This is a genomic window from Bacillus cereus group sp. MYBK101-2, from assembly GCF_051918845.1.
GTDB classification, from domain to species: domain Bacteria; phylum Bacillota; class Bacilli; order Bacillales; family Bacillaceae_G; genus Bacillus_A; species Bacillus_A paranthracis.
On record NZ_JBQAIE010000001.1, the window covers coordinates 123,368 to 142,197 of the forward strand.

The window sequence follows — 18,830 nt, forward strand, 5'->3', positions numbered from 1 at the left end:
TTTTTTCACTTCTACATGATGAAGAGATTCTTTTCCATCTCTTATATAACTATCTATGAGATTTAAAAGTGATTTACCACTGATTAACATCACTCGTTCATCAATATCAAGTTGAGAATGATGATACGGAATTGAATACATTAGTTACTATTTTGCTTCAATACAAATACTGAAAGTTCAGGTACACTCCAAAATCTAACAGGCATTCGGGTTGTCCCAATCCCTCGATTTACATATAAATATAATGGCTTGTTCTTCCCTTCTAATTCATACATACCTTCAACATGACTCTCAGCTAGTTTTGTCGTAATTAACGGACCTATAAAAGGAATTTGAACTTGTCCTCCGTGACTATGTCCTGACAGTTGCACATCAACCGGGTAACGAGTTACTTTATCTACAACATCCGGCTCATGTACTAATAGCATATTGAAATCTTCTTGTCTTACATGTTTTAAAGTCGAATCTATTTGTGGCTTCCCTAATAAAAAATCATCTAAACCTGATATTGTAATATACTTGCCGTTTTCCGCTTTAATTTTCTGCACTTCATTTACTAACACAGTGAAACCAGCTTCCTCCATATATTTTTTATAAAATAAACTACCTCCTCCGCCTCTATCATGATTCCCAAACACTGCATATTTCCCTAAGGGCGCATGTATTTTTTGTAAAATACCTTTCGCTTCTTCTCTTTCAGCTTTATACGATCCAAACTTATCTATTAAATCCCCTGTGAAAACTACTACATCTGGACGTAACGCATTCATCTTCTCCACCAAATTTTCTAGTTGTTTCAGTGTGAATTCTGGCCCTAAATGTACATCTGAAAACTGCAATATTTTTTTATTATGAAACTCTTTAGGAATTGTAGAAGCTTCTATTTCATTCCACGTAACTGTTACTAGTTTTCGTTCTATTTCTGTCGCATAAAAATACAAACTTATAGAAATCATTACTATACTTATGAAACTGATTATAGATATGTTGACAATTGATTTTTTCTGTTCTTCTTTTACATAATTCGTATTCATGTTCTCACCTCTAGACGTACTTTAAAGCCTTATTGTTACATGAATGTGACAACACGAACAATGTTAGTTATATCCTATTTTATCACTGCTCACTTTGACAAATTTATACAGAAGTCATAACATATTTTTATAATACATAGATTCTTAAAAATGTTCCATCTATTTATTTCATCATTTTATTAAGGAGAGATTATTCATGTCTGTATTTACACCAGAAGAAATTACGGAACTTGCTGCTAATTCTGGAAGAAAAAAAGCCCATTTATCATTACTCCCTATGCTAATTCTCGGTTTTTTTGGCGGTGCTTTCATAGCATTAGGGTATTTACTCGATATTCATGTTATTGGAACAATGCCAAAGTCTTGGGGATCATTTACTAGTTTTCTAGGCGCTGCTGTATTCCCTATCGGTCTTATTCTCGTTATTCTTGCAGGCGGTGAACTAGTAACTGGTAACATGATGACAGTTTCCATGGCCTGGATTCAAAAGAAAATTACTTTATTTTATTTCATACGAAATTTAATTATTGTTACGTTTAGCAACTTCGTAGGTGCTGTATTCGTTGCTTATTTTTTCGGCCATGTCGTCGGATTAACAGAGGGAGCTTTTTTAGCAAAAACAGTTTCTGTTGCGCAAGCTAAACTACAAGATACACCACTACAAGCTTTCATTTCTGCAATCGGATGTAATTGGCTCGTTTGTTTAGCTGTTTGGCTTAGCATGGGAAGTAAAGAATTTATCGGCAAGATTATCGGTATTTGGTTCCCCGTTATGACTTTTGTTGCAATTGGATTTCAACACGTTGTAGCCAATATGTTTGTCATCCCAGCTGCAATTTTTGCCGGTCATTTAACTTGGATTGAATATTTTCCAAACTTTATTTTTGTTTTCTTTGGAAACTTAGTAGGCGGTATGTTATTTGTGGCATTACCTTATTTTATATCTTATAAAAAGAAACTGCCTTCCAAAGAAGAACAAACTGCATTAAAGAAAAAATCTGTATCCGCTTAAATGGAACGACTATACAGCAATCCTGAAAAATATTACAAATCCCATTTTTTTTACGAATATACGTGCGTACACTTGTTCTCGAATGTTTTATACGTTATAATAACAACTTAAATAGCATTATTTACATATGAGGTGAAAAACATGAACAAAACAGAATTAATTAAAAACGTAGCACAAAATGCTGAGATTTCTCAAAAAGAAGCTACTGTAGTTGTACAAACTGTAGTAGAATCAATCACTAACACTTTAGCTGCTGGTGAAAAAGTACAACTTATCGGATTCGGTACATTCGAAGTTCGCGAAAGAGCTGCTCGTACAGGCCGTAACCCACAAACTGGTGAAGAAATGCAAATCGCAGCTTCTAAAGTACCTGCTTTCAAAGCTGGTAAAGAACTTAAAGAAGCTGTAAAATAATGAAAAAATAGCCTTCTCGTTTATGAGAAGGCTATTTTTTTCATTACATAATTAATAAAAATCTGACCGTTATGCTGTTTCTTTTGTTCCTTTATGCAAATAAAGCCTTTGCTTTCAAAGAAAGGTTTTGCCGTAATACTCGCTTCTGTATATATCTCCCTATGCCCTAGGTTCACTGCTTCTTTCTATAACTCCTGTAGTATGTATGACGCTATCTTTTTCCCTTGGTAATCTTTATGTGTAAATAAACGATCTATGTAATGATCATCATTATAATCCCCAAATCCCACTATCACACCGTTATAATCCGCTACATAACTAATATTCTTCTCTAAAGAATGTAACCAACTTTCTCTATCTAGTCGATCTGGTGCCCATGCCTGTAGCTGTAACACGTTATAATCTTTTGCATTAATTGTATGAACTGTTTCATAGAACAACTGTAATACTTGGTCTAAATCATCTTTATGGAAGGCCCTAATGATTGTATCTTTTAACATATTTAAGTCTCCTTACTACACTATCATTTAACTTTTCTATCATCTACGATTCAATATTTCTGCTTTATTATATCGTTTTAATTTCTATACGAACAAAAAAACAATACTTATTCAAGTATTGTTTTTTAATTCTATTCAATTACTTAATGTAGCTTTTTAAGGTTTTAATTTAACTCTTTGTAATCGTAATGCATTTAATACAACGGATACAGAACTAAATGCCATTGCTGCTCCAGCAACCCAAGGTGCTAAGAAACCAAACGCTGCAATCGGGATTCCTAGGCCGTTATAAGCTAGTGCCCAGAATAAATTTTGCTTAATATTTCTTATCGTCATCTTACTCATAAAGATTGCATCAGCAATACTATTTAAATCACCACGGATTAACGTAATATCTGCCGCTTCCATCGCTACATCCGTTCCGGTCCCAATTGCCATACCGATATCCGCCGTTGCAAGAGCAGGAGCATCATTTATTCCATCTCCAACCATTGCTACTTTTTTACCTTGCGCTTGCAGTTTTTTCACTTCTTCTGCTTTTCCTTCTGGTAATACTTCTGCAATTACGTGATCAATACCAACTTGCTTAGCGATTGCCTGAGCAGTTTGTGTATTATCTCCTGTAATCATAACAACGTCTAGACCCATTTTCTTAAGCCTTGCGATAGCTACTTTTGAAGTATCTTTTACAGTATCTGCAACAGCCACTATACCAGCATATTCTTTATTGATTGCAATAAGCATTGCTGTTTTGCCTTCTCGTTCTAACTCTTCCATTGATTTAGAAACTTCTTCAATATCAATATTGAATTTCTTCATTAATCGGCGTGTACCAATTAATAATTGTTTCCCTTCTACAACTGATTCAATACCGAATCCAGGAATCGCTTCAAACGTTTCTGAACTTGGAATATTAATTTTCTTTTCTTTAATTCCTTCTACAATTGCTTCCGCAAGTGGGTGTTCAGAATTTTTTTCTGCCGCACCTACTAAACGTAGTACTTCTTCTTCATGGAATCCATCTGTTACAATTACATCTGTTAACACAGGCTTCCCGTTTGTCACAGTACCTGTTTTATCTAGAATAACCGTATCTAATCGATGCGTCGCTTCTAAATGCTCTCCGCCTTTAAATAAAATACCATACTCAGCTGATCTTCCTGATCCAGCCATAATAGATGTAGGCGTTGCAAGACCTAATGCACATGGACAAGCGATAACAAGTACTGCTATCATTTTCTCAAGTGCTCCGCCAAAATCGCCTGGTGTAACAAATATCATCCACACTGCAAATGTGATAATAGCAATCACAACTACAACCGGTACGAAAATACCTGAAATTTGATCTGCTACCCTTTGAATAGGAGCTTTTGAACCTTGAGCCTCTTCTACTACTTTAATAATTTGAGCTAATGCAGTATCTCTTCCTACCTTAGTTGCTTTCACTTTTAAAAATCCATTTTTATTCATTGTAGAACCGATTACTACATCCCCAATTGTTTTATCAACTGGAATACTTTCACCTGTTAACATCGATTCATCTATTGCTGACTTTCCTTCTACAATCTCACCATCTACCGGAATTTTTTCACCAGGCTTTACATAAACGATATCACCAGCTACTACTTCTTCGATTAAAATTTTCATTTCTGTTCCATCTCGCACAACTGTAGCTGTCTTTGCTTGTAAACCCATCAACTTTTTAATTGCTTCTGATGAACGTCCCTTTGCTTTTGCTTCAAATAATTTACCTAAAATAATTAGTGTAATAAGTACCGCGCTCGTTTCAAAATATAAATCTGTCATGTGTTCCGAAGAACCGATAGATTGAATGCTTAAATATACACTATAGAAATAGGCGGCCGACGTTCCAAGTGCCACAAGAACATCCATGTTAGCACTTTTATTACGTAACGCTTTATAAGCCCCAACATAAAACTGTCCACCAATGATAAATTGAACTGGCGTTGCAAGAGCTAACTGCACCCAAGGGTTCATAAGCATATCAGGTAAATAAATAAACGATGTAAACGAGAAGTGACTTACCATTGCCCACAGTAACGGGAATGATAAAATAAACGAAATGATAAACTTCTTCTTTTGTCGCTCAATTTCTTGTAAGCGATGATCAGTTGATCCATCTTGCTCATCTGATTTCACTTCCAATTTATATCCTAATTTCGTAATTGCACTCTTCATTTCATTTACATTAATTTCATCAGGATTAAAATCTACTGTAGCCGATTCCAAAGCGAAATTTACTGTCGCCTCGTTCACACCTTCTAACTTATTTAAACGCTTTTCTACTCTATTGGCACATGCTGCGCATGTCATTCCTGAAACAGTAAATTCAGCTTTATCACTTACAATTCCATATCCTAACGATTCAACTTTTTCCTTAAATTGTTGCGGATTTGTTTTTTGGGGATCATACATTATTTTGGTTTTTTCAAGTGCAAAATTTACATTTGCATCATGAACACCTTCTACTTTTTTTAGACCTTTTTCAATTCTATTTGCACATGCTGCACATGTCATTCCTGATATTTGAAGATTGGCCTCTTTTTGTTCATTCATGTCTCTCACCTCTATATACCCTTATGAGGTATAATTATTAGCAAAATAAATCGTACTTCCTATAAAGTACGATTTATTTCCATATCTAAAAATAATTATTGAACATCGTATCCTTGATCTTCGATTACAGCAACGATATCTTTTAATGTTACAACTGACGAGTCGATAATAACTTCAACAGTTCCTTCTGCTAATTGAACTTTTACTTGCTCAACACCATTTAGTTCTTTCACACTGCTTTCGATAGCATTTACACAATGTCCACAAGACATACCTTCAACTTGTAATGTTAACTGTTCCATTTAAAATCCTCCTCTTGTTTCTTCATTGTTTGTTAATCACAATTACATCTTACCATACCCCCCTAAGGTAATCAATGGTTTTGTATCATGATTTTTCAATTATTTTCTAAAACTTTATTTTACATACACTTTTTCACACCCATACCTTGAAATCCTATATAAAGGTAAACAAAAAAACAAGCCAGTTACATACTAGCTTGTTTTTACGCTTTTGAAAAACGTTCAAATACTGTCATTAATTCTTCAATTGCTTCGTCACCATTTCCATCTTTAATAGCACCTGAAACACAATGACTTGTATGGTTTTTTAATACACCCATTCCTACTTTTTTCATCGCTGCATTAATCGCTGAAATTTGCACTAAAATATCCACGCAATACCGATCATTTTCAATCATATTTTGAATACCCCGAACTTGCCCTTCAATTCTCTTCAATCTATTTATAATTTGCTCTTTTTCTTTTTCTGATCTATGTGTTACTGCTTCATGCTCTTTATGCCCCATATTATCACCTTCTTAAAGTTTCTCTTCATCCAATAAAACAATTACTTTTACGAGTATACCAATTATAGCATTAAATATCTATGCATGATACCCCATATGAGTATATTTCCACGTTATGATTATTCTTAACACATTGTTAGCTTCTCAGTCTTAATTTTCATTATACCCTTTCCTTTTTTCAAAAAACAATAATAAGCGAGGGTTGTCCATCCCCGCTTATTATTCATTCCCAAATATAAAAGCCTCAATCTTCACACATGTAAATTGAGACTTTTTCTTCCTATATATAATTATTGCTGATCACATACTTTTGTATCATTCACTACTGAAGTTCCTTCAACGGTTACCGTATGAAAACAGTCATTTACACGAACTGTCACAACGTTATCTTGCCGATCAATGATATGATATTCATTAAAATTTTTATTTAGAGCACTGCGAATTTGTTCTCCTTCATAAATTGGGATACCATGCGATAAAACCCAAATAAGTCCAGCGATAGCGAGAATAGTTTTCATACGATCTACCTCCTTGAGAATATAGTGAACTTTTCATCCATGCTTTTCAGCTCTACGAATCATGATGAAAATAAACTAAGCCTTTTTGGAAATAAGTTCATTTCGTCTATTTTATGTTTATGCTAATTGTGACCGAATTGTGACAACTTTTTGTCTCTTTAGACGAAAAGTTGAAACAAAACTTTCAAAAAGGACAATTCTACTTCTCAAAGCAAAAGGCTATGGAGAATTTCTCCATAGCCTTTTGTTTGCATTTTATTAACAATCGTTCCACTAACTAACCTAGATTCACTCAAATCACTAGCCGTTTAATCAATGGATACATAACTAATATATCTCAATCCTTTACTTAAAGAAGTCGGCACAACTGATGCATGATTCTCCCCTTCAGCCTCATAAAACGTAAACCGAAACTGATCGTGTTTTACTTGGAGAAGGCGCTCTGACAATTCATTAGCACCTACAACCATATGCTCTCGTTCTAGTGAACCAACTGTAAGAAATACTCTTGTTTTAACCTTTGCATTGTTTAATTCATTTATAAGATTTCCTTCTTTTTCAAGCACAGATTGGTTATTCCACCAAATAGATGGACTACTTATAAAATAATTTTGAAAGGCATTTACGTTTGTAAATAATATATGTAAAGCAAATAGACCACCTAGTGAATGCCCAAATAATGTTTGTTTTCCTTTATCAATTTCAAAATTCTTTTCAATTTGCGGCTTTAATTCTTCTTCAATAAAAGTAAAGAAATGATGTGCTCCTCCTGTTTTAGGCCAAGGTTTACCATCTGGTTTTAAAGCCGCATCTTTTGAAATTACGCTAGGCGTAAAATCATAACATCTTTCTTCACCTGAAAACGCCCCTTCGATTGGATAACCAATACCTACTATAATGGCTGGTGAAACACCTGTTTTTTCTGCTCTAACTGATTGTATTTTAACCGCTTCATGGAATGTTTGAAAAAAGGCATTCCCATCTAATACGTAAATGACAGGATATCCTGAATCCGATGCTGGTTGCCTCGGCTTTGAAATATGAATTTGATATTCCTTACCTTCTATTTTTGAATACATGTTCCACTGTTCTGTATTAGATGTTATAATCTGCTGTTTTTCAATCGTAGTGTTCATCTTATATCCCCCCTTCTTAACTCGTTACATATATTTCTACTTTTTCTTCTTGAGATACAACGCTATCATAACCGAAACAAACAGGAGACCCATTATATGGATCAATCATGACACGTGCATCAATATGAAATACTTCTTTTAATACTTCATTTGTAATAATCTCTTCTGGACTACCAGTTGTAACAATTTCCCCTTCCTTCATTGCAATAATTTCATCTGAAAACCTTGCTGCATGATTAATATCATGTAGTACCATAACGACCGTACAATTATGTTCTTTATTTAACTTCTCCACAATTTGTAATACATCTAATTGATGAGACATATCAAGATATGTAGTTGGTTCATCTAGTAGTAACACTTCTGTCTCTTGTGCTAAAGCCATTGCTAGCCATACCTTTTGTCGTTGACCACCTGATAAATTTGCAATTTGTCTCGTTCGAAATGCAGAAGTTTTCGTTATATCTAATGCCCAGTCAATCATCTCTTTATCTTTTGAAGTTAACTTACTTACATTATTTCGATGTGGATAACGTCCATAAGAAATTAATTCTTCTACTTTAAGCTCTCCTGGCGCAATTGGAGTTTGCGGTAGCAATGCTAGCTGCTTTGCAATTTCTTTCGTTGGAATTGTATGTAGATCCTGTCCTTGTAAATATACTTTACCACTCTTTTGCTTTAAAATTCTTCCCATTGTTTTTAACAATGTCGATTTACCGCACCCGTTTGGTCCTATAATTGTCGTTACTTTTCCTTCTTGTATTTCCACATTTAAATCGCGAAACACTGTAAGCTTTTCATAACTTGTTTCTAAATTTTTCGCACTTAAAATACTCACTTTTATTCCTCCTCTTACGCTTTCGCCTTATAAAGTAAATATAAGAAATAAGGTACACCGACAATAGAAATAACGATTCCAACTGGTAACTCTACAGGTGTGAAAACTGTTTTTGCAATAAAGTCTGAAGCAATTACAAGAAACATTCCGATTACGCCGCACGTAGGAATGATATGCTTATGCTGAATACCGACAAGTCTTTTCGCTATATGCGGTGCCATTAATCCGATGAAACCAATACTTCCTGAAACTGCAACACATGCGCTTACAAGTCCGATACTACTTAGTAGTAAAATTGATTTCTCTCTTTCTACTGAAACACCTAAACTTGTAATACTCGTTTCTTCCAATTGAAATAAATCTAATAAATAAGCTTTCTTTTGTATAAGTGGAATTAGTATGATAAGCCACGGTAACATTGCAATAATATACTTCCAGTTTGCACTATATATACTGCCTGACACCCAAACTGCAGCCATCTCGAAATCAGTTGACTTCATTTTGAGTGATAGGTACATAGAAAATGCTCCAAATCCTGATCCAATTGCAATCCCTGTTAATAAAAGACGCTGCGAATCTAACTTACCGTTTTTCCAAGAAAACAGATAAATGATGATAGCTGCACCTAATCCGCCAACTAAACCAAACATTGGCATCATCATAATAGAAACCCAGTCCGTGCTCTTTAATTGTCCTTGAAAGAAAAACATAAAGATGACGATCGCTGTTCCTGCTCCGGCATTTACTCCTAAAATACCCGGGTCTGCCAATCCATTTCTCGTAATACCTTGAATAACAGCACCCGCAACGCCTAGGCCTAATCCTACTAACCCAGCAATTACGATGCGCGGAAGACGAAACTCCAAAATAACTAAATCATGGTCTGGTACTGGATCTATTCTAAGGAGTGTTTTACATACATCTGTAATCGTAATGTCAAACGTACCATTCGTTAAACTAATATAAATAGCACATAGTATTAAAAATATAATAATCCCCATCGTCATTCCAAAACGTTGACTTGAACTTTTAAGCATGTCTCTCTCCTCCTCTTGTACGGATTAAATAAAGGAAGAAAGGAATTCCAATTAAGGAGGTAACGACTCCAATCGGTGTTTCAAATGGATAGTTTACAAATCTACTTAAAACATCACATAACGCTAGAAAAACGCCACCAATAACGCCTGCACATGGCAAAATCCACTTATAATCTACCCCAATTATAAAGCGAGTAATATGCGGAATAATTAAACCTACAAAACCAACTTTCCCCACTAAAGCAACTGCCGTTCCTGTTAAAAAGATAACCGATAAAATTGCCATCGCTTTAACTAGTTTTGTACGTTGCCCTAGATTAATAGAAACTTCTTCGCCTAAAGAGAGAATCGTAATAGATTTTGATATTAACAGTGCTAAAATTATTCCAATTATCCCAAATGGTATCGTAATTTTAATGATATTAGGGTCTACTTGGTCTAATTTTGCATTAAACCAAAAACTAACATTTTGAGAAATTTGGAAGTATGAAGCCATTGCAGCAGACACACTGCTTAAAAATGTTCCAATAACTGTCCCAATAATCGCTAACCGAACTGGCGATAAACCATTTTGAAGGAGCGAACCAAAACCAAATACGATACCGGCTCCTAATGCAGAACCAATCATTGAACATACAACCATACCAATCGATGACATTCCCGGAAGAAAAATCATACAAAGTGTAATAACAAAAGCTGCCCCATCCGTCACACCCATAATAGAAGGGGATGCAAGATAGTTTCTTGTCATCCCCTGCATAAGTGCTCCTGATATGGCTAGAAATGCTCCGACTAAAAGAGCTGCAACTACCCTTGGTAAACGTGAAGTAATAATAATATTATGATTTACATCACTTGAATCAAAATGAAATAACGCGTTCCACACTGTTTGAGCATCAATACTTTTCGCCCCATACAAAATAGAAAGTATAACTGTAAATAAGATGAGTATGGGCGCTATACATAATATAGTTACTGGTATTGCATTTGTTTTCTGCATATCATTCAACGCACCTTACTTATTGTATTATTTAGATAAATTTTTCACTGCTTCTTTTAAGAACGCTGTTTTACTCCAAGCAGTACCACCTTGTGCCATTGGATCAACAACGTTTACAAATACTTTCTTTTCTTTCGCAGCATTCATACTTTGCCAAATTGGATTACTTTCAATTTCTTCTAGCACTTTCGGGTTTTTATTTTCAGTTGTTTCATATTGTAAGAAAATATAATCTGGGTTTAGTTCAGCAAGTTTTTCAAATGAAATTTTCTCTTGTGCTTTTACAGTTTTCAATTGTTCTGGAACAGTTAATCCAAGATCTTTATAAATTACAGGGTTGAAGTATACTCCTTCTGGGTATAGGAATAATTCGTTTGCTCTTAGTCTGATTACAAGGACTTTTTTGTCTTTTAACTTATCTCCTAGTTTTGCTTTTGCTTTTTCAGCGTCCGCATTGTAATCTTTAATAATTTTTTCTGCTTTATCTTTTTTACCAGTTAATTCTCCCATTAACTTTAAGTTATCTTCCCAATTTGTTGAAACATGTGATACCGGGAATGTAGGAGCTACTTTCGTAAACTTTTCAGCTGTTTCTGCTGGGAATTTCGTACTAGATGTAATAACGTCTGGTTTTAATTGAAGTAATGTTTCGAAATTTGGTTGCATTTTCTCACCAACAGATTTCGCACCTTCTAAATCTTTCTCCAGATACTTTGGTAATTTACCACCAACCGTAATCGCACCAACTGGTTTAATTCCAAGTACTGCTGCATCTTCCATTGACTCTAAACTAGCTGTTGCAATTTTATCTACTTTTGCTGGCACTGTATATTCTTTACCTAAATATGTAATTTTTCGTTTTTCGTCTTTTTTCGTCTCACTAGCCTTTGTCTGTTGAGTTTTTTCTCCTGAAGTTTTATCCGTACTATTACATGCTGCTAGTCCTACACTTAAAACTGTTACCATACCTAATGTAAATAACTTCTTATTCATCTTTAAATATCTCCTCTCGAATTTCCAAACTATATTCTCAATAAATTTTAACTATATGAAACTTGTCCTACATATATATTTTATTAGATTAATAATTCTATCCAGAACTCATTCTCGTTCACTTCCCCTAAGCTATAATTCTTTTATACCTCACCCGTTGATAATCTTTTTCATTGATAATGATTATCGTTACTAAGTATATATTTAATATGCAATTATTTCAAGAAAGATTTGAAAAATTTTAACAAACTGAATTAAAAAAGAAGTATCCGCCTAATGTTAGGTAGATACTTCTTTTTTTAGAAATTTATATGTAATTCAACTGGGCAATGGTCTGACCCCATTACTTCACTATTAATTTCCGCCGCTGTTATTTGGTCTTTCATTCTCTCGGAAACAACAAAATAATCTAAACGCCATCCAATATTTTCACCTTTGTAATCTTGCTCTTACATTTATGAATACATACATACACACTTTATTCAGGTTATACTAATTTCAGAGGTGATGTTCTTTGCACAATGAAAGAGTTACGTTAACAAATGAGCATTGGCAAGCAATTATTCATAATGATTCTTCCTATGATAGCAAATTCTTTTATGCCGTGAAATCAACCGGGGTTTTTTGCCGACCGTCATGCAAATCAAGAATACCGAATAAAAACAATGTACGAATTTTTCATCATGCAGAGCAAGCATTAAGTGAAAACTTTCGCCCGTGCAAACGTTGTAAACCAAATGGGCTCACTTTACCTAATGAAGAGTGGGTAGAACAAATTAAAGAGTATATCGAAAAACACTTTGATGAATTATTAACTCTAGACATACTTGCAGAAATGTGCCATGGTAGCCCCTTTCATTTACAACGCACTTTCAAAAAAATGATAGGAATAAGTCCGATAGAATATATACAGCAGTTCAGAATTGTTAAAGCAGCAGAACACCTTTTACACACAAATCAACCCATTAAAGAAATTAGTACTGCCGTCGGGATAGAAAACCCAGAATATTTCGCAACTTTATTTAAAAAGAAAACTGGATTTACCCCTACTGAATATCGAAAAAAGAATGAAATGAAAGAGGGATACAATAATGAATTCTTACAAAAATAATTATATATATTGGACGCTACTTACACATGCAAATTGGAAGTTTCATATTGCTGCAACTGAAACTGGACTATGTTTCATTGGATCACAAAACGAAACCTTTGAAGAAGTAAATATATGGGCTAGAAAAAAATTGCCTCAACATATATTGATCCATAGTCCAGATTACTTACAAATATATACAAAAGAAATTATCGAGTATTTAGAAAACAAGAGAGAAACCTTTACATCCCCTATCGATGCTTACGGAACTGCATTTCAATTATCTGTTTGGAGTACGGTACGTGAAATTCCCTATGGGAAGACATATTCTTATTCAAAAATTGCCGAAACAATACAAAAACCTACTGCTGTGCGTGCCGTTGCTACCGCTATTGCAGCCAACCCTCTTCTCATTACAATTCCTTGCCATCGTGTTATAAGGAAGAATGGGAAACTAACCGGCTTTAGAGGTGGATTAGAAATGAAGAAAGAATTGCTAACATTAGAAAAATCGCAGGTACAATGCATATGACAGCAAACTATACTAGCGCATTAACTTTAGCAGTTCCAACAGAATTTAGTTTCCAAGAAAATGTAAGCTATCTATCACGCTCTAACAATGAATGTATGTTTTACATTGAAAATAACAAAATTTACAAAGTTATCCCTGTTCAAGATGTAAATCCTTTAGTTGAAATTAGTATGAATACGGATGGATATATTCAAATACGTTTTTTAGAAGAATCCTATACATCTGCAAAATCGATACGCGATGCTGTAGCTAACTATGTAACTGAATGGTTTGATTTAACTACTAATTTAGCTCCCTTTTATGCATTAGCTAAACATGATGTACTCCTTCAAAGACCAATTGAACAATATTATGGTCTTCGTACTTTAAGTATTCCAGACTTATTTGAAGCACTTTCCTGGGGAATTATCGGTCAGCAAATAAACCTCACATATGCTTATACACTAAAAAGAAGATTAGTCGAACACTTTGGAAGTTATGTAGAGTGGAATGATAGAAAACATTGGATATTTCCATCACCTGAAACGATTGCCAATTTACATGTAGAAGATCTCAAAAATTTAAAAATGACGACTAGAAAATGTGAATATTTAATCGGTATTGCCAAGCTTATTACAGAAGGAAAACTATCAAAAGAATCTTTACTACAAACACAAGATGTAAAGATTGCTGAAAAACAATTAACTGCTATACATGGTATAGGGCCGTGGACTGCCCACTATGTTTTAATGCGCTGTTTACGATTTCCTTCCGCTTTTCCAATTGACGATGTTGGTTTGCACAATGCAATTAAATATATAACAGGTTCCGAAAGTAAACCGACTAAACAGGAAATAAAAGATTTCGCGGCAAATTGGATCAACTGGGAATCTTACGCAACTTTTTATTTGTGGCGATTATTATACTAAAAAACCAAGTAGTACATTTGCACTACTTGGTTCTTTTTTAAGCTTGTTCTTCAAATCGTTTTGCAATCTCTATAATAACTTGAACAGCTTTTTCCATAACATCAACCGAAACATACTCAAATTTACCGTGATAGTTTTCACCACCTGTGAAAATGTTCGGCGTTGGCAATCCCATATACGATAATTGTGACCCATCTGTTCCACCACGAATCGGATGAATGTTTGGTTCGATATTTAAACTTTTCATTGCTTCATATGCAATATCAACAATTTCTCTCACTGGTTCGATTTTTTCAAGCATGTTATAGTATTGATCATTCATTTCTAAAACGACTGCATCTTGTCCATACTTCTCTTGCATTTGCTTCACAATATTTTCAACGTTATTTTTACGTGCTTCAAAGTTTTCACGATCAAAATCTCGAATAATATAATATGCTTTACTTTGCTCAACATCACCATTTAAAGAAAGTAAGTGATAGAATCCTTCATAACCCTCTGTATATTCTGGTGCCTCTTCTACCGGTAAATAGCTATTAAACTCCATCGCAAGTTTAGTTGCATTACACATTTTATTTTTTGCTGTCCCAGGATGTGTATTCGTTCCGTTAAACGTTAACTTAGCGCCTGCAGCATTAAAGCTTTCATACTCTAAACCACCTAATGGACCTCCATCCATCGTATAAGCAAATGAAGCGCCAAACGCCTCTACATCAAAATGCGCTGGGCCGCGGCCAATTTCTTCATCCGGCGTAAACGCAACTCTAATTTTCCCATGTTTAATTTGCGGATTATGTATTAAATAATTCATGGCAACCATAATTTCTGTAAGACCAGCTTTATCATCTGCTCCTAACAGTGTTGTACCGTCCGTTGTAATAATCGTATGTCCTTTATAAGACGGTAATTCTGGGAACTGTTCTGGCGTTAACACAACATTGAGCTCTTCATTTAACGTAATTGCGTTCCCGTCAAAGTTTTCATGAATTTGTGGTTTTACATTTTTTCCCGTAAAGTCTGTTGCCGTATCTAAATGTGCTAAAAAGCCGATTACAGGAACATCCTTATCCGTATTAGCAGGAAGTGTTGCCATTACATACCCGTTATCGTCCATCGTTACTTCTGTTAACCCAATTTCTTTTAGCTCTTTCACTAATAACTTACCAAATTCAATTTGTCCAGGTGTTGTTGGCACTGTATGACTTTCTTCATTTGATTGCGTATCAATTTTTACATATCTCGTAAATCTTTCAATAAGTTCTTGTTTCAAATTCATTCACTCCCTTTTATATTTCTTTCTCTATTATAATCCTTGAGACGAAATATTTTAACTTTTTTGACTGTAAAGATCTATATTCCATCCACATTTTTAATGATTTACAATAAATTTGAAAAGATATAACATTTGTACATTTAAACTTTAACATGTAACATACATAATTATAAATATGGGAGGTATGAAAGATGAAGCTAGCCCTCTTTCGCTATTTTCTTTTTTTCTTAGGGTTAATTTTCTTTGGGCTTGGAAATGCTCTTGCAGTCAAAGTAAAATTTCTCGGTTTACATCCTTGGGAAGTTTTAAATATGGCTCTCTACCAAAGGTTTGGATGGACGATTGGTACGTGGAGTGTCATATGTGGGTTATGTCTCGTTCTCATTTCTTTACTAGTAGATCGAAAATATATAAATGTGGGAACATTTTTAAATGCACTACTTATCGGTCCCATTATGGACTTTTTCTTACAATCAAATATTCTTCCAAACGCTAGTGATTATTTATGGATAAACTTACTCATTTTATTTTCTGGTATTGCCATTACAGGTATCGGTGGAGGTATGTATGTTGCGGCTGGAATTGGTGCTGGACCTCGTGATGGATTCATGCTTACTATTTCCGACAAAACAGGTCTATCTATTAGCCGTGCTCGAATCATTGTAGAATGCATTGTACTAGTTATTGGATTTATGCTCGGTGGTCCTGTTTTTATCGTAACTTTTCTATACACTTTTATTCAAAGTCCCATCTTTCAGCAATCATTTAAGGTGTTTCAAACACTACTACATACTTTACAAACCAAAAATAAAGTTAGTGAACATGTTTAAAGTACAATTTAATACAAATAAATTCACCCTATTTACGATTCTCACCGCAAATAGGGTGTTTCTTTTTCATCTCACAATTTAAGAATATATGCTACTCATTCACAATAAAAGTATATACATCGTTATAAATACAACCATTTACCCTAATAACGTACTTCCCGGGTTTACTAAAACGAATTGTGTATTTATTTAGCTGAATTGCTTCTTTATCTCCAGAAAGAATATCAATGCTTCTGCCACTTAATACATATAATTCATTTAGATTCATCGATACATCAATTGCATTGAAATTCTCCTCTTTCACTTGCTGTGATTCCGCAGCGCTTATACTTGGTTCTAAAAACAGTAGTCCACTTAATCCAATCGTTCCCGCTAAAGCAACTCCCGCAAACTTTTTAATTTGTTTCATTACAATGACCTCCTTATAGATTTTGCGTAAAGGTGATGTCCTCCCTTACACCACAAAGCCTATATGTAATGAAATAAAAAGTAAACGAGGACAGTAAGACAAAATTCTACATCTTTTTCTCCTATTGAATATAAATCCAACGTTTGGAGTTTTGTCACATTTAAAATTGTTTACTTAAACCAACTTTCAATTATATTATTCAGAAACCGAATAATTACTTATTGATTTAACATTCTAAAAATAGTTGATAAAAATACTTTCTATATAAATATACGTATTCATACTTCCTCCTTGAAAATATTCATTCGTTTTTTATAAACTTTGTTGATTTGTTCGTCTAATCCATTCTCCTACTAAACTCTCGAACAATTCAGGCTGTTCAATTTGCAAATTATGCCCTGCCATATCTAACACCGCTAATGTCGCTCTTGGGTAATCATCAATAATTTCTATAATATCTTGATAACCTACCGATATATCTTGTCTTCCGGCTAATAACAGAACAGGTTTCTCATATTTCTTACGGTGAAAATCTATAGTAAGAGAGTAATTTTTTTGCAACCTTTCAATAAACTCATAATTAGCAACATTTAACCCCGGCTTAATTTCCTCTTGAAATCGCTTATATGTATATTCATTTGCTATTACTGCTAACTCGCTAAATTCTTCTCTTTCGGTAGAAGTTAACGTATTTAAAAACTCCTTATCTTGTACAATTATCTGTTTATCCGGTAAACGTCTTTCTTTTTGCATCGCAACAACCACAGGACATATTAATAATAGTCCATTGACTCTCTCAAACATTTTTGAAAGTATCCCTCTAGCTAAATATCCACCGAAAGACTCTCCTACTAGTAAAAAATCTTTCTTTGGAATGATTTCTTCAATAAACATAGTTAACACTTCTAATATATGATCTGAACTATTTATCCAATCTGGAGCGTTCGACTTTCCCATTCCAGGTAAATCAATATATATTCGCTTATAACCTTCATCTTTTTGAAATACTGATTCCATACATTTCATCATTAACCTATGGTCAGGAGCACAGCCATGTATGATAATGACTGGTTTTCCTTCTCCAACAATTTCATAGTATATTTCTGCATCTTCAATTCGAAATAACATAAAAAATCCTCCCTATTTATACATTCCTTTTGAATGGCAACACTATCAAATTTATAAGAATACACGTTCCCAATTTACATCCCCTACAATTGATTGTCAAATTTAAATTTTCAGACAAAAAAACAAATCAGCTTCCTTCTATTTTTATTTCCTAGAAGAAAGCTGATTTATTTTACCCTATCCAATTTGAAACCTTGTTCTTATCAGTTTTGTAACCCCTTATTCTTCTATTTTCATCAACACAATTCTCCAACCATCTGGGTCCTCTATCGTTATCCCCTTATCTTTCCAATATGGATTTTCTGGTTCCAATTCATCGTATCCCAATGTATGCAGCCTTTTACTCACCTTCTTCATTTCACTATCTTCACTCATATAAAATACAAGTAAATTATCTTTTGTCGGAGCTGGACAAGGACTCCCATCAATATGTCTTGTAAATTCTAAATGATACTCTTCATCTGGGAGCCCAAACATGACCCCATCATAACCTTCATGATCGTAAAATTCACCTATACGTTTTAAGCCTAATCCTTTTTCATAGAATGCTATAACCTCTTCAAACTTATTCGTCGGACGTGCGATTCGAAACTTCACCAAATTTTTCATGATTTTCCTCCCATACTAAAAATTTCATACATGATTACGTATTATTGTACATACGTAACACATTTTTGAAATCACTCATTAGTATAAGAATAAATACATACAAAGGTCTTACTTAAAATAACCTCTATCAGTCAAAAATTAAAATTCAAAAAAGCCTTTATCATTTTATATGCAATTTTGCATC

Annotated in this window: 20 protein-coding genes and 2 pseudogenes; 6 read left to right on the forward strand and 16 right to left on the reverse strand. The window is 34.1% G+C overall.

Annotated features, from left to right (window positions below):
• Nucleotides 1-140: 140 nt before the first annotated feature.
• The gene (locus tag ACTFSI_RS00605) at nucleotides 141-1,034 is read right to left on the reverse strand and encodes a metallophosphoesterase (protein ID WP_440045198.1); all 894 of its coding nucleotides are present in this window, start codon (nucleotides 1,032-1,034) and stop codon (nucleotides 141-143) included.
• Nucleotides 1,035-1,230: 196 nt separating this feature from the next.
• Here ACTFSI_RS00605 and ACTFSI_RS00610 point away from each other — a divergent pair, with 196 nt between their 5' ends.
• Both ACTFSI_RS00610 and ACTFSI_RS00615 read left to right on the forward strand, forming a co-directional pair.
• Entirely contained in the window at nucleotides 1,231-2,046 is an 816-nt protein-coding gene (locus ACTFSI_RS00610) for a formate/nitrite transporter family protein (protein WP_275893669.1), read from the forward strand.
• Between the two features lie 141 nt (nucleotides 2,047-2,187).
• On the forward strand, nucleotides 2,188-2,460 hold the full coding sequence (locus ACTFSI_RS00615) for an HU family DNA-binding protein (protein ID WP_001043904.1): 273 nt from the start codon (nucleotides 2,188-2,190) through the stop codon (nucleotides 2,458-2,460).
• A 20-nt stretch (nucleotides 2,461-2,480) separates the two neighbouring features.
• Here ACTFSI_RS00615 and ACTFSI_RS00620 read toward each other — a convergent pair.
• The 11 genes and pseudogenes from ACTFSI_RS00620 to ACTFSI_RS00670 form a co-directional block, all read right to left on the reverse strand.
• A pseudogene (locus ACTFSI_RS00620) lies at nucleotides 2,481-2,960 on the reverse strand (GNAT family N-acetyltransferase).
• Between the two features lie 156 nt (nucleotides 2,961-3,116).
• A complete protein-coding gene (locus ACTFSI_RS00625; protein ID WP_275893670.1) occupies nucleotides 3,117-5,537 on the reverse strand; it encodes a heavy metal translocating P-type ATPase in 2,421 nt (806 codons plus the stop codon).
• 95 nt (nucleotides 5,538-5,632) lie between these two features.
• Nucleotides 5,633-5,839 carry a copper chaperone CopZ gene (gene copZ, locus ACTFSI_RS00630; protein ID WP_000436971.1) on the reverse strand — a complete coding sequence of 69 codons (207 nt, stop codon included), beginning with the start codon at nucleotides 5,837-5,839 and terminating at the stop codon, nucleotides 5,633-5,635.
• Between the two features lie 203 nt (nucleotides 5,840-6,042).
• The gene (locus tag ACTFSI_RS00635; RefSeq protein WP_000509876.1) at nucleotides 6,043-6,345 is read right to left on the reverse strand and encodes a metal-sensing transcriptional repressor; all 303 of its coding nucleotides are present in this window, start codon (nucleotides 6,343-6,345) and stop codon (nucleotides 6,043-6,045) included.
• Between the two features lie 290 nt (nucleotides 6,346-6,635).
• Nucleotides 6,636-6,863 carry a hypothetical protein gene (locus ACTFSI_RS00640; protein ID WP_000849103.1) on the reverse strand — a complete coding sequence of 76 codons (228 nt, stop codon included), beginning with the start codon at nucleotides 6,861-6,863 and terminating at the stop codon, nucleotides 6,636-6,638.
• A 308-nt stretch (nucleotides 6,864-7,171) separates the two neighbouring features.
• The gene (locus ACTFSI_RS00645) at nucleotides 7,172-7,999 is read right to left on the reverse strand and encodes an alpha/beta hydrolase (protein WP_138321289.1); all 828 of its coding nucleotides are present in this window, start codon (nucleotides 7,997-7,999) and stop codon (nucleotides 7,172-7,174) included.
• Between the two features lie 16 nt (nucleotides 8,000-8,015).
• A complete protein-coding gene (locus ACTFSI_RS00650) occupies nucleotides 8,016-8,837 on the reverse strand; it encodes an ABC transporter ATP-binding protein (RefSeq protein ID WP_138321287.1) in 822 nt (273 codons plus the stop codon).
• A 14-nt stretch (nucleotides 8,838-8,851) separates the two neighbouring features.
• A complete protein-coding gene (locus ACTFSI_RS00655; protein WP_044791636.1) occupies nucleotides 8,852-9,874 on the reverse strand; it encodes a FecCD family ABC transporter permease in 1,023 nt (340 codons plus the stop codon).
• Nucleotides 9,867-10,874, reverse strand: a complete 1,008-nt coding sequence (locus ACTFSI_RS00660; RefSeq protein ID WP_440045199.1) for a FecCD family ABC transporter permease — start codon at nucleotides 10,872-10,874, stop codon at nucleotides 9,867-9,869. The genes ACTFSI_RS00655 and ACTFSI_RS00660 overlap by 8 nt, the downstream gene beginning before the upstream one ends.
• 27 nt (nucleotides 10,875-10,901) lie before the next feature.
• Complete coding sequence (locus ACTFSI_RS00665) at nucleotides 10,902-11,867, reverse strand: iron-hydroxamate ABC transporter substrate-binding protein (RefSeq protein ID WP_138321283.1); 966 nt, start codon at nucleotides 11,865-11,867, stop codon at nucleotides 10,902-10,904.
• Between the two features lie 299 nt (nucleotides 11,868-12,166).
• Nucleotides 12,167-12,304 (reverse strand): annotated as a pseudogene (locus tag ACTFSI_RS00670) (exodeoxyribonuclease III); the annotation flags it as partial.
• 77 nt (nucleotides 12,305-12,381) lie between these two features.
• Between ACTFSI_RS00670 and adaA the strand changes: the two are divergent.
• The 3 genes from adaA to ACTFSI_RS00685 are packed head-to-tail and all read left to right on the forward strand — an operon-like array spanning nucleotide 12,382 to nucleotide 14,397.
• Nucleotides 12,382-12,978: a bifunctional transcriptional activator/DNA repair enzyme AdaA gene (gene adaA, locus ACTFSI_RS00675; protein WP_138321281.1), complete on the forward strand. Its 597-nt coding sequence runs from the start codon at nucleotides 12,382-12,384 to the stop codon at nucleotides 12,976-12,978.
• Nucleotides 12,959-13,489, forward strand: coding sequence for a methylated-DNA--[protein]-cysteine S-methyltransferase (locus ACTFSI_RS00680; protein WP_440045200.1), 531 nt, complete (start codon nucleotides 12,959-12,961; stop codon nucleotides 13,487-13,489). The genes adaA and ACTFSI_RS00680 overlap by 20 nt, the downstream gene beginning before the upstream one ends.
• On the forward strand, nucleotides 13,486-14,397 hold the full coding sequence (locus ACTFSI_RS00685) for a DNA-3-methyladenine glycosylase family protein (protein ID WP_000126418.1): 912 nt from the start codon (nucleotides 13,486-13,488) through the stop codon (nucleotides 14,395-14,397). Before ACTFSI_RS00680 ends, ACTFSI_RS00685 begins: the two co-directional genes overlap by 4 nt.
• Nucleotides 14,398-14,434: 37 nt before the next feature.
• On the opposite strand, the gene pepT is transcribed toward ACTFSI_RS00685, so the two are convergent.
• Complete coding sequence (gene pepT, locus ACTFSI_RS00690; protein WP_000807022.1) at nucleotides 14,435-15,667, reverse strand: peptidase T; 1,233 nt, start codon at nucleotides 15,665-15,667, stop codon at nucleotides 14,435-14,437.
• 194 nt (nucleotides 15,668-15,861) lie between these two features.
• On the opposite strand from pepT, the gene ACTFSI_RS00695 reads away from it, so the two are divergent.
• Nucleotides 15,862-16,500: a YczE/YyaS/YitT family protein gene (locus ACTFSI_RS00695; protein ID WP_000761596.1), complete on the forward strand. Its 639-nt coding sequence runs from the start codon at nucleotides 15,862-15,864 to the stop codon at nucleotides 16,498-16,500.
• Nucleotides 16,501-16,591: 91 nt separating this feature from the next.
• Here the strand turns inward: ACTFSI_RS00695 and ACTFSI_RS00700 are convergent, their stop codons facing one another.
• The 3 genes from ACTFSI_RS00700 to ACTFSI_RS00710 all read right to left on the reverse strand — a co-directional run bounded on the left by ACTFSI_RS00700 (nucleotide 16,592) and on the right by ACTFSI_RS00710 (nucleotide 18,646).
• The gene (locus ACTFSI_RS00700; protein WP_000809487.1) at nucleotides 16,592-16,909 is read right to left on the reverse strand and encodes a hypothetical protein; all 318 of its coding nucleotides are present in this window, start codon (nucleotides 16,907-16,909) and stop codon (nucleotides 16,592-16,594) included.
• 312 nt (nucleotides 16,910-17,221) lie between these two features.
• On the reverse strand, nucleotides 17,222-18,037 hold the full coding sequence (locus ACTFSI_RS00705; protein ID WP_000898907.1) for an alpha/beta fold hydrolase: 816 nt from the start codon (nucleotides 18,035-18,037) through the stop codon (nucleotides 17,222-17,224).
• Nucleotides 18,038-18,256: 219 nt separating this feature from the next.
• Entirely contained in the window at nucleotides 18,257-18,646 is a 390-nt protein-coding gene (locus tag ACTFSI_RS00710; protein ID WP_440045201.1) for a VOC family protein, read from the reverse strand.
• Between the last annotated feature and the right edge of the window lie 184 nt (nucleotides 18,647-18,830).